Source organism: Pseudomonas sp. M47T1 (assembly GCF_000263855.1).
In the GTDB taxonomy this organism is placed as follows: domain Bacteria; phylum Pseudomonadota; class Gammaproteobacteria; order Pseudomonadales; family Pseudomonadaceae; genus Aquipseudomonas.
In genome coordinates this window covers 102,220-112,468 of the sequence record NZ_AJWX01000022.1, presented here as the reverse complement: position 1 = coordinate 112,468, position 10,249 = coordinate 102,220, and the positions used below count along the sequence as shown (strand labels likewise).

Sequence of the window (10,249 nt, the reverse complement as noted above, 5' to 3'; positions counted from 1 at the left end):
TCTGTTTCATCGAAGCGCTTCCTCGCTGGCTACTTCGGTTAACTCTTTGAAACTCAAGGAGTTTTCCGTTTCGGTTGCGCCGGAAGTGGGGCGAATTATAGAGAGATTTGAGGGGGCGTCAAGGGTTGATTTTGGGAAATTGTCATAAAGATCAAAAGCATCCCAAAGGGGACCCTATAAAGGCCATCAGGTGCATGCCTGGGGAACTTCAAGCCTCACAGCATCGAGCGCCGCCCGCGCGGCGCTTCGCGGCCAGAGGCCGCTCCCACGTTGGTTGCAACGTGCCTCGCTGGAGATGGGTGTTGCGCCTGGTCGCCCACACAGATCTGCACCCGACAGCCTTCATACCCCTCCACAACACACATCCAGCAACCATTGCTCACCACCACCCATCTTTTCCCCTGCGCACTATATTGCTCAAATCCCACTTCTTCCGCATCATGGCCGCCCTACACGCCTTCTTCCTTTATATAGATGGACCTGCCCCGCAATGACCAATAAACCCCACAGCCTGGCGACCTCGCTGTTTCCCGTAGGCCTGCTGTTGATTGCCATGGCCTCCATCCAGTCAGGCGCGTCGCTGGCCAAGACCATGTTCCCCGTGGTCGGCGCCCAGGGCACTACTACCCTGCGACTGATCTTTGCCGCCGTGATCATGGTGCTGCTGCTTCGCCCCTGGCGCGCCACGCTGACGGCCCGTTCGCTGTTGACGGTGGTTATCTACGGCATTGCCTTGGGCGGCATGAACTTCCTCTTCTATATGGCACTGCGCACGGTACCCCTGGGTATCGCGGTGGCGCTGGAGTTCACCGGGCCGCTGGCGGTGGCGCTATATGCGTCGCGGCGCCCGCTGGATTTTGTCTGGATTGCGCTGGCCGTGTTGGGGCTGATCCTGCTGATTCCCATGGGCGACGCACAGGCCGGGCTGGATATGGTTGGCACCGCTTATGCCCTGGGCGCGGGTGCCTGCTGGGCACTGTATATCCTGTTCGGGCAGAAGGCCGGGGCTGACAACGGCATTCAGACTGCGGCCTTGGGCGTGGTGATCGCGGCGCTGTTCATCGCCCCCATCGGCATCGTTCATGCAGGCACGGCGCTGCTTTCTCCTGCCCTGCTGCCAGTGGCATTGGGCGTGGCGGTACTGTCCACTGCGCTGCCCTACAGCCTGGAGATGGTTGCGCTCACCCGTTTGCCGGCTCGCACATTCGGCACCCTCATGAGCATCGAACCGGCGTTCGGTGCAGTCTCCGGCCTGTTGTTCATGCACGAGGTGTTGTCGTTCCCTCAATGGATGGCCATTGCCTGCATCATTACCGCCTCCATTGGTGCCACCTTGACCATGCGCCGTGAACCCCACCCCACCCCGGTGGCGGACTGAAGCAAATCAGATACAGAAAAATCGTCTTTTGCAATTGCGGCAATGCGCCAGCCTGTTTAGGCTGTGCCCCTTCGACAAAACGTGAAGTTTTTCGACCGTGACATGGATGTCCCATACGGGTCAGGTGATAAGCCAAGAATCAGACCTGGACAACAGATCCGGGCATGCCAGTAAAGGACGTCAATGAAACATTTGCTGATCATGGTAGCCATACTGGCCATTGCCGGTTGCGCTGCCACTTCGAACACCTCAGTCAGGCACGGCAAGAAAGGGCTGCACATCAACTGCTCCGGGCTTTCGTCCTCGTGGGACAAGTGCTACCAGGCCGCCACCGATGCCTGCGGGGTCAAGGGCTATAAGGTGCTGGCCAAATCCGGCGACGCCGTTGAAGACCCGGGCGACTACCCGTTTGGCCTCAACCCTGCCGGCTATACCAGCCGCAGCATGATCGTCATCTGCAAGTAGCCCTGCAAAAAAGCTGATTCGCCCTTCAGAAAGGGCCGGCCATTGGTTGCCGGCCCGTCGATACATGGCCTATGGTTCGTTCCATCGACACTCGAAGGAACCCGCCCATGGCTTCGCCTCCCAACAATAAAGTAGTGCTCGTGATAGGTGCCGGTGATGCCACCGGGGGCGCCATTGCCCGCCGTTTTGCCCGTGAAGGGTACGTGGCCTGTGTGGTACGGCGCAGCGCTGACAAGCTGCAACCCCTTGTGGACAGTATCATCGCCGACGGCGGCCAGGCGTTCGGCTTTGGCTGCGATGCGCGCAAGGAAGAAGACGTTGTGCAACTGGTCGAGGGCATCGAGCGCGACATCGGCCCTATCGACGCCTACGTGTTCAATATCGGCGCCAACGTGCCATGCAGCATTCTTGACGAGACCGCCCGCAAGTATTTCAAGATCTGGGAAATGGCCTGCTTCTCAGCCTTCCTCACGGCCCGGGAAGTGGCCAAGCGCATGGTCACCCGTGAGCGCGGCACCCTCCTGTTCACCGGCGCTACCGCCGGCACCCGCGGGGCCGCCGGTTTTGCCGCGTTCGCCGGGGCCAAGCACGCACTCCGGGCGCTGGCCCAAAGCATGGCGCGGGAGCTGGGGCCACGCAACCTGCACGTGGCCCACGTGATCGTCGACGGGGCCATCGACACCGAGTTCATCCGCACCCAATTCCCCGACAAGTACGCGGAAAAGGATCAGGACGGCATCCTCAATCCCGATCACATCGCCGACAACTACTGGTTCCTGCACGCCCAGCCACGCGATGCCTGGACCTTCGAACTGGACCTGCGCCCCTGGGGCGAACGCTGGTAACCCCTGACCAATTGCGAGCACTGATCATGAGCAAAACCGTTGAGTTTTACTTTGACCTGGGCAGCCCCGCCAGCTACCTGGCCTGGACCCAACTGCCCGGGATCTGCGCCGACACCGGCGGCCAACTGGTGTACCGGCCCATCCTGCTGGGTGGCGTGTTCAAGGCTACCGGCAACGCCTCGCCCGCCGCCATTCCTGCCAAGGGGCGCTACATGAACCGCGACCTGCAGCGCTATGCCGCGCGCTACCAGGTACCCCTGCGTTTCAGCTCGCACTTCCCCATCAATACTTTGCCACTCATGCGCATGATCACCGGTGTGCAGATGCACCAGCCCGATCGCTTCATCAGCCTGCTTGAGTGCCTGTTCTCGGCGCTGTGGGTGGATGGTTTGAACCTGGGCGACCCTGCCGTGGTGCAGGAAGCCGTGGAGGCGGCAGGTTTTGATACCCAGGCGCTTCAAGCGCTGGTGCTGGACGAGGGCGTCAAGGACCGACTCAAGGCAACCACTGAGCAGGCATTGCAACGTGGCGTGTTTGGAGCGCCCAGCCTGTTCGTGGACGAGGAGTTGTATTTCGGCCAGGATCGGCTGGAGTTTGTTCGTGAAGCGTTGTTAAGAAATGGATGACTGCGGGTAGCTGAGCGGGCCCGAGCACACTGAAAAATGTCCAGTGTGCTCGTGGGCCAGCGCAGGCTTCGGCAGCCGCTACGGATGGTCGACGCGGCGTCAGATGGCGCTGGTGCGCTCGTGCAACCAGGCCAATGCTTCACCTTCCACCAACGGCGCTACCCGCTCCAGTACCTGGCGGTGATAGGCGTTGAGCCAGTCACGCTCCTCGGCGGTGAGTGTATCCACCAGCAGGCATCGGGTGTCGATAGGGCACAGGGTCAGCGTTTCGAAATTCAGGAACTCGCCGAATTCGCTGCTGCCGGCCTCGCGGTTCATCGCCAGGTTTTCGATACGCACGCCCCATTGGCCCGGACGGTAGGTACCCGGTTCGATCGAGGTGATCATGCCCGCCTGCATGGCGGTCTGCGGCCCGGGTGCGGCCTGGTAGGCAATTACCTGCGGGCCTTCGTGCACGTTCATGAAGTAGCCAACGCCGTGGCCGGTGCCGTGACCGTAATCGACGTTGTCTGCCCAGATAGGCGCGCGGGCAATGGCGTCCAGCAACGGCGAGAGGATGCCGCGGGGGAAGTGTGCGCGGGACAGGGCAATCACGCCCTTGAGCACACGCGTGCAGTCGGCTTTCTGCGCCTGCGTGGGGGTACCCACGGGCACCATGCGCGTGATGTCGGTGGTACCGCCCAGATACTGGCCGCCGGAGTCGATCAACAGCAGGCCGTCACCGTTGATCACCGCGTGGGATTCTTCGGTGGCGCGGTAGTGCGGCATGGCGCCGTTGGCGTTGAACGCCGCGATGGTGGCAAAGCTCAGCGACACGTAGTTGGGCCGACGTGCGCGGGCAGCGGTGAGGTGCACGTCCACGTCCACTTCGGTGACGGTTCCGCGGGCCAGGGCCGGCTCCAGCCAGGCGAAGAACTCGCACAGGGCGGCGCCGTCCTGCTCCATGGCCTGGCGAATGTGCACGGCATCGGCGTCGCTCTTGCACGACTTGGCAAAGGTGCTAGGGGCGATGCCTTCCACCAGCACCACGCCGCCGCCCAGGTGATCGAGCAGGCCGCAGGTGACCTTCAGCGGGTCCACCAGCAGGCGGCCCCCGGCCGGGACTTCAGCCAGGGCGCCACCGACCTGATGGTAGTCGCGCAGGGTCACGCCCTCTTCGGCCAGGGTCGCGGACAGCGCCGCATCGACCTTGCCCGGGGCCACGAACAGCAGCGCCTGGTCCTGGCTGATCAGGGCAAAGGACAGGAACACCGGGTTATAGGAAACGTCGCTACCGCGCAGGTTGAACAGCCAGGCAATATCGTCGACCGTGGCGATGAAATGCCAGTCGGCACCGCGCGCTTTCAAGGCGGCGCGCACCCCGGCGAGTTTCTCCGTGCGGCTGACGGTGGCGTAGGGCGGCAGGTGCGCATACACCGGCTCATCCGGAAGCGCGGGGCGATCGTTCCAGATTTCACCCAGCACATCCAGGTCGGTACGCAGGTGTGCGCTGCGACTCAGCAGTTTTTCGTCCAGGGTACGTCGGGAGGCCAGCGCCATCACTGCGCCGTCCACGGCCACCACGCCATTGTCGGGGGTCTGCTCGGCCAGCCATTCCAGTGGGCCTGGCTTGCCTGGGCCCAGCTTGACCAGCGCGATGCCGCTGCCAGCCAGTTCTTTCTCGGCCTGCTCCCAGTAACGGCTGTCGGCCCACAGGCCGGCGAAGTCCTGGCTGACCACCAGGGTACCCACCGAACCATGGAAGCCGGACAGCCACTGGCGCCCCTGCCAGTAACCGGGCAGGTATTCGGACAAATGCGGGTCGGCGGACGGCACCAGCAGCGCATCGACGCCTTCTCGGGCCATGACGGCGCGCACTTGCGCCAGACGGGCCGGCACCTCGTTGGGGGTTGAAGACTGCGTGCTCATGCTCACTCCTGGGGCCACGGTGTACAGCGTTATAAGAATAGGACGTCGATAATGAAGCAGTGCTGGCTGGCGGGCAACCGGGGGGCTGCTTGCGGGATGTTTCGTGTCTGGGAGCGTCGTGGGGCGGTCTTCGGGATTGTGGGGGGGCGTAGCGATGCTGGCCTTGGTTTTTGTGGTGTTCTTGAGATCGTGCCCCACAGCCCCAACTGAACTATCTCGCGCCGCCATGATTCAAACACAGCAGACACCGCCCTCACCCACGGGAGCCGTCCATGCCCAGTACGCCACGCAAGTCCGGGGTTGCCCTGCTGCCAGGCGCCAAGCCCACGCCTGACCATGAAATGGCCGTGCACCAGAGTCTGGCCATCCGTATCGCCACCCTGCTGGGCACGCGTTTTCTGGACGAGGACGAGCGCCAGGGCATACCGGCCCATGACCTTTATTACTTGCCCGCCGATACCCTGATTGATCCTGCGGACTGGCGCCAGCGCTGCGGCATTGCCTCGCTGGACGACTTCTTCGGCGGCCTGGTCAGCCAGCCGTTCATGGTCACCAAGGCCATTTCCCACCCGCGCGTGCAGGGTGGCGCAGCGCCCGAGGGTTGGGCCGATGCCTTCGCGGCCCAAGCCGGCGACGCCTTGCTCGACGGGCTTACCGTGTTCAGCCTGGACGATGCGCACACCGCTGCGGCGCTGCTGCTCAAGCACGCGCCCCTGCGCCTCAAGCCTGTGCGCGCCACCGCAGGGCGCGGGCAAACCATCATTCGTGACACCCAGGAGCTGGACCTGGTGCTCAACCATCTGGACGAAGCCGAGATTCACCTGTGGGGCCTGGTCCTGGAACAGAACCTTACCGAAGTGCGCACCTTGAGTGTCGGCCAGGTGCAGGTGGCTGGCATCACTGCTTCGTACCACGGCACCCAGCAACTGACCGAAGACCACCGCGGCGAGCTGGTGTATGGCGGTTCGGACCTGGTGGTAGTGCGTGGCGATTACCCGACACTGCTGGCACTGGACCTTGAGGACGCTACACGCCTGGCTATCACCCAGGCGCGGCGCTATGAGCAGGCGGCGCTGTCGGCGTTTCCCGGTTTCATCGCCTCGCGCCGCAACTATGATGTGGCACGCGGCCTGGACCATCGCGGCCTGCCGCGCAGCGGTGTGCTGGAGCAATCCTGGCGCGTGGGCGGCGCCAGCAGCGCGGAGATTCTGGCACTGCAAGCCTTCGCCGCCGACCCGCACCTGCAATGCGTACAGGCCTCTACCCACGAGGTCTTCGACGACAGCCCCATCCCGGCCGATGCCACCCTGTTCTATCAGGGCGACGACAGCGAGCTGGGCCGCCTGAGCAAATACGCAAGGATTCGTGACTATGAGCGTCCATAGCGAAACCATCGACATCCAGGTCGACAGCGAGACCATCGCCGGCACCCTGCTGACACCCGGCAGCAAAGTGCCCGGCATTCTGTTCGTGCACGGCTGGGGCGGCAGCCAGCATCGGGACCTGGCGCGGGCCAAGAACATCACCGGCCTCGGCTGCGTGTGCCTGACGTTCGACTTGCGCGGCCATGAAAAAACCGAATCCCAGCGCCAAAGCGTCACCCGCGAACAGAACCTGGACGACCTGCTGGCCGCCTATGACCGATTGCTCAGCCACCCGGCCGTGGACAGCCAGGCTATCACCGTGATCGGCAGCAGTTACGGGGGGTATCTGGCGGCCATCCTGACGCGCATGCGCAAGGTGCGCTGGCTGGCACTGCGGGTACCGGCGCTGTACTGGGACAACGAGTGGAACGTGCCCAAATACGCCCTGGACCGCAGCGGCCTGCAGCTGTACCGCCAGGAAAACCTGGGGCCGGCAGACAATCGCGCCCTGGCGGCGTGCGCAGAATTTGAAGGGGACGTGTTACTGGTGGAATCGGAGCAGGACGACTATGTGCCGCACACTACCCTGATGAGCTACCGCTCGGCGTTCGTCAACGCCCACTCGCTCACCCATCGCATTGTCGACGGTGCCGATCATGCGCTTTCAACCGATGCCAATCAAAAAGCCTACAGTACGATCCTGACCCAGTGGGTCAGCGAAATGGTGATCGGCGCGCGACTGGAAAAATACCCGCATCACTCACCACGGTATTCCTGATCAGCCTTCGCGCTGACCCTGGGTGGCCGGGGTACGTTGACCGATCACTTGCTCGGTCTCAGAGCGCTCGATACGAGCACGTTCGCGCTGGTATTCATCGAACGACAAGCCGCGTCGGCTCAGCGCTTCCAGGGCCAGCTCATGCTGTTCCTCAGCGCTGTAGGGGCGGTTTTCGGGGTGATTGGCAGCGCAACCGGCAAGGGTGGCGGTGAGGAGCACGATACTCAAAGCGATGGCGGATTTCATGGGGGGCCTCCTGCACCCTGGGGTGCTTCATGTGGCTGATTCGATGGGTCAAGGCTACAGCCCTGCCCCCCTGCCCGAACAATCACTGCTCTCAATAGTGGCTATGGACTTTTTTGACATGGCCGCCGCAAAGGTCCGTGTAGCCGCCGCCAGGCTGCGCTGGCCCGAACGAACCCTGGGGTTCTTTGGTGAGGCGCAGGGCCAGCGCATCCTGCGGCAGCGGCAGGTCGGTGCAGGTCCGAGGGCACCCTCACTCAAGGGAGGGGCAAGCGGGCCTGGCGACCCGTGCCAGAAAACGGATATAGGCGTGATCATCCACCACATGGATTTCATAGAACGGGCGGCGAACCACCGGCTCACCCAAGGCAGGCAGGGGGACTGGCGAGTCCACCCTGTCAGTGATACCCCACTTCGCCAGTTGTTCCGACATCAACAGGTAACATTGGCGGCAATGTAGTCGATGGCAGGCAGCATCTTGTGCAGACACACGCGGGCAAAGGCGTTGTTGATGTCGTTATTGTCGTCCAGCACCGAAATCGATCGCGCGCATGGTGGGTATCTCGCAACGACCGCACACCAATGCCGATGGGCTCGCCGCGCGCCATCAGCGCCATCACGGTTTGCAGATGATACAGCGGCGTCGCCAGGTCAGCGTCCATGAACAGTGCATAGCGGCACCTGGCACTGAGCATACCCAGCGCTGCCTGACGCCCCTTGGTGAAATGCGAAACCACACTTAGTCGCATTGCTCATTTACAGCACGTAAAAGCGAGCTCGACCGCTCCTCGCCTGTTTGCGCCTTGCCTGGCCCTGGCTGGAATACATTCCGCCAGAGCCTGGCAATGCCTGTCCAGTGGCGTGCAAAGGTATTCAGCTAGCCGGTGGCCGGATGGCTTATTGCAGGCCCTGCCCTGCCGCCCGCCCATACAATCGGGCTGCGAAGGCACACACGGTGCCCCTAGCCCCGATAGCGGGGCTACTGCGTCCGCTCAGCCAGGCGCCTGGCCAACGCCTTGGCCTGCGACGCCACGTCCGTCACCGCGGTACTTTCCCACCACACACCGCGCAACGGCGGGCCCATGGCGAACAGCCGAGGTGAGGCAAGGCCTTGCGCGTCGTGAACGGCACCGTCCGGCTCGGCGGATATGCCCAGCGCCAACGGCCCAGGCTGGATCAGGCCACGCGCAAGCAATTGCCGTGGCAACGGGCGGTCGACGCGGCGCCAATCGTATTCAATGCCCGTGGAATTGATCAGCGCCACGCCAGTGTCCATGCGCTCCTGTGCCTGGCCTCGGTCGCGCAGGCGGATACCCACGTATCCGGGCTCGGCGGGGGCCAGGCCAAGCAGTGACGCGGCAGCGATCTGCACCCGCCCCTCGGCCAGCAGCCGCCGCAACAACGCATCGCTGGGCGGCGGCGAACGGTGGTGGTGACTCTCCCACCACGGCCGCGCATGACGCACGAACTGGCGCTTGTGCCAGTCGCTGGCCTGGCGCCACAAACGGCCAATGTTGGCCCGCACGGTGTCCAGCGGCGCTTGCCAGTCAATACCGTCCGCTTGGGCCTGGCGGCATTGCGCACGCAAGGCGCGCAGTATGTGCAGCGGGGTGCGGATCGCAGGGTCAGCCCCCAGAAAGTCCGGCCAGCTCGGGGGCTGGCGGCGCACATGCGGCAACAGGCCGTGGCGCGAATAGATCTGGATAGGCCCGCGATGCCCGGCCTGCTCCAGCGATACCACGGCATCGACCATGGTCAGCCCCGAGCCGATGATCAGCACGCGCCCTTGTGGGTCGAGCGTGGCCATGGCCTTTACGTCCCACGGGTCGACAGCGGCGGCGTTGAGGCCGCTCGACTGGCGCTGCCCAGTGCGTGCCGCCGGAAACATGCCGGTGGCCAGTACCGCCCGGGCGCCATGCAAATGGCTACCGTCGCCCAGGGTCAGGCGCACACCGTCGGGGCCCACTTCAAGGTCGACCACCTCGCCGCGTACCTGCGCCAATGTCGATCCGTGGGCAGCGCCAGCCGCCTTGGCCTCGGCCAGGCGCTGCTGCACATAAACGCCAAACAAGCCGCGCGGCGGGAACAGCTCGGGCACCGGCACATGCTGGTCGTCCGATTCGGGCCAGCCACCGGCCGCGATGTGCGCGGTCAGCCACTGGGTCAGGTCATCGGGATTGTCCGGGTCCACACTCATGCGCGCGGCGTTGCCGTTCAGGGTATGGCCCAATTCGGTGGCGCTGTAGGCCTCGCCACGGCCCAGTTCGGCGCGTGGTTCGATGACCTGGATACTGCGCCTGCCCGGCTGGCGCAGCAGGTGCGCGGCCAGCATGGCGCCGGACAGGCCGCCGCCGATGATCAGGATGTCATTCATGGGTGCTCACTGCCGTAAGTGAAGTTGCCGGGACTATCATAAACAGGTTCCCGATCTTCGGCAGCAGGCGCCTGCAGGGCTTGAAAACTGAACAAACATTCACCCACTCAAGCAAGCGCTCGTTGCACAGTGCGGGCCGTTGGACCGGGGCGTGAAACGAAAATTTGACGACCAGTGTTATACAGTTACCTTATGCGCGTAGACTGCCCGGTCGCCTGTGCGTCTGTTTTATTCAACCGTTGAACCGCAACGGCCCCGCCTCGGGCCG

Annotated in this window: 9 protein-coding genes; 6 read left to right on the top strand and 3 right to left on the bottom strand. The window is 63.7% G+C overall.

The features are described 5' to 3' along the window. Positions 1–490: 490 nt before the first annotated feature. The 4 genes from rhtA (at position 491) to PMM47T1_RS21100 (ending at position 3,314) form a co-directional block, all read left to right on the top strand. Complete coding sequence (rhtA, locus tag PMM47T1_RS21115) at positions 491–1,378, top strand: threonine/homoserine exporter RhtA (protein ID WP_008372810.1); 888 nt, start codon at positions 491–493, stop codon at positions 1,376–1,378. A 183-nt stretch (positions 1,379–1,561) separates the two neighbouring features. Further along, on the top strand, positions 1,562–1,843 hold the full coding sequence (locus PMM47T1_RS21110) for a hypothetical protein (protein WP_008372808.1): 282 nt from the start codon (positions 1,562–1,564) through the stop codon (positions 1,841–1,843). Between the two features lie 107 nt (positions 1,844–1,950). Next, on the top strand, positions 1,951–2,688 hold the full coding sequence (locus PMM47T1_RS21105; RefSeq protein ID WP_008372806.1) for an SDR family oxidoreductase: 738 nt from the start codon (positions 1,951–1,953) through the stop codon (positions 2,686–2,688). A gap of 26 nt (positions 2,689–2,714) precedes the next feature. Then, the gene (locus tag PMM47T1_RS21100; RefSeq protein ID WP_008372804.1) at positions 2,715–3,314 is read left to right on the top strand and encodes a 2-hydroxychromene-2-carboxylate isomerase; all 600 of its coding nucleotides are present in this window, start codon (positions 2,715–2,717) and stop codon (positions 3,312–3,314) included. 99 nt (positions 3,315–3,413) lie between these two features. On the opposite strand, the gene PMM47T1_RS21095 is transcribed toward PMM47T1_RS21100, so the two are convergent. Then, entirely contained in the window at positions 3,414–5,222 is a 1,809-nt protein-coding gene (locus PMM47T1_RS21095; protein ID WP_008372802.1) for an aminopeptidase P family protein, read from the bottom strand. A gap of 272 nt (positions 5,223–5,494) precedes the next feature. Here PMM47T1_RS21095 and PMM47T1_RS21090 point away from each other — a divergent pair, with 272 nt between their 5' ends. Continuing rightward, positions 5,495–6,607: a DUF3182 family protein gene (locus PMM47T1_RS21090; RefSeq protein WP_008372799.1), complete on the top strand. Its 1,113-nt coding sequence runs from the start codon at positions 5,495–5,497 to the stop codon at positions 6,605–6,607. Then, on the top strand, positions 6,594–7,364 hold the full coding sequence (locus PMM47T1_RS21085) for an alpha/beta hydrolase family protein (RefSeq protein WP_008372797.1): 771 nt from the start codon (positions 6,594–6,596) through the stop codon (positions 7,362–7,364). Before PMM47T1_RS21090 ends, PMM47T1_RS21085 begins: the two co-directional genes overlap by 14 nt. Here PMM47T1_RS21085 and PMM47T1_RS21080 read toward each other — a convergent pair whose 3' ends face one another. Beyond that, entirely contained in the window at positions 7,365–7,610 is a 246-nt protein-coding gene (locus PMM47T1_RS21080) for a hypothetical protein (RefSeq protein WP_008372795.1), read from the bottom strand. Between the two features lie 976 nt (positions 7,611–8,586). Further along, complete coding sequence (locus PMM47T1_RS21070) at positions 8,587–9,981, bottom strand: FAD/NAD(P)-binding protein (RefSeq protein WP_008372790.1); 1,395 nt, start codon at positions 9,979–9,981, stop codon at positions 8,587–8,589. Between the last annotated feature and the right edge of the window lie 268 nt (positions 9,982–10,249).

What these genes read in the sequence shown, in the direction of transcription:
- PMM47T1_RS21105 (WP_008372806.1), top strand. Translation starts at nt 1,951, where the DNA reads ATGGCTTCGCCTCCCAACAATAAAGTAGTGCTCGTGATAGGTGCCGGT.
- PMM47T1_RS21085 (WP_008372797.1), top strand. Translation starts at nt 6,594, where the DNA reads ATGAGCGTCCATAGCGAAACCATCGACATCCAGGTCGACAGCGAGACC.
- PMM47T1_RS21100 (WP_008372804.1), top strand. Translation starts at nt 2,715, where the DNA reads ATGAGCAAAACCGTTGAGTTTTACTTTGACCTGGGCAGCCCCGCCAGC.
- PMM47T1_RS21090 (WP_008372799.1), top strand. Translation starts at nt 5,495, where the DNA reads ATGCCCAGTACGCCACGCAAGTCCGGGGTTGCCCTGCTGCCAGGCGCC.
- PMM47T1_RS21070 (WP_008372790.1), bottom strand. Translation starts at nt 9,981, where the DNA reads ATGAATGACATCCTGATCATCGGCGGCGGCCTGTCCGGCGCCATGCTG.
- PMM47T1_RS21080 (WP_008372795.1), bottom strand. Translation starts at nt 7,610, where the DNA reads ATGAAATCCGCCATCGCTTTGAGTATCGTGCTCCTCACCGCCACCCTT.
- rhtA (WP_008372810.1), top strand. Translation starts at nt 491, where the DNA reads ATGACCAATAAACCCCACAGCCTGGCGACCTCGCTGTTTCCCGTAGGC.
- PMM47T1_RS21095 (WP_008372802.1), bottom strand. Translation starts at nt 5,222, where the DNA reads ATGAGCACGCAGTCTTCAACCCCCAACGAGGTGCCGGCCCGTCTGGCG.
- PMM47T1_RS21110 (WP_008372808.1), top strand. Translation starts at nt 1,562, where the DNA reads ATGAAACATTTGCTGATCATGGTAGCCATACTGGCCATTGCCGGTTGC.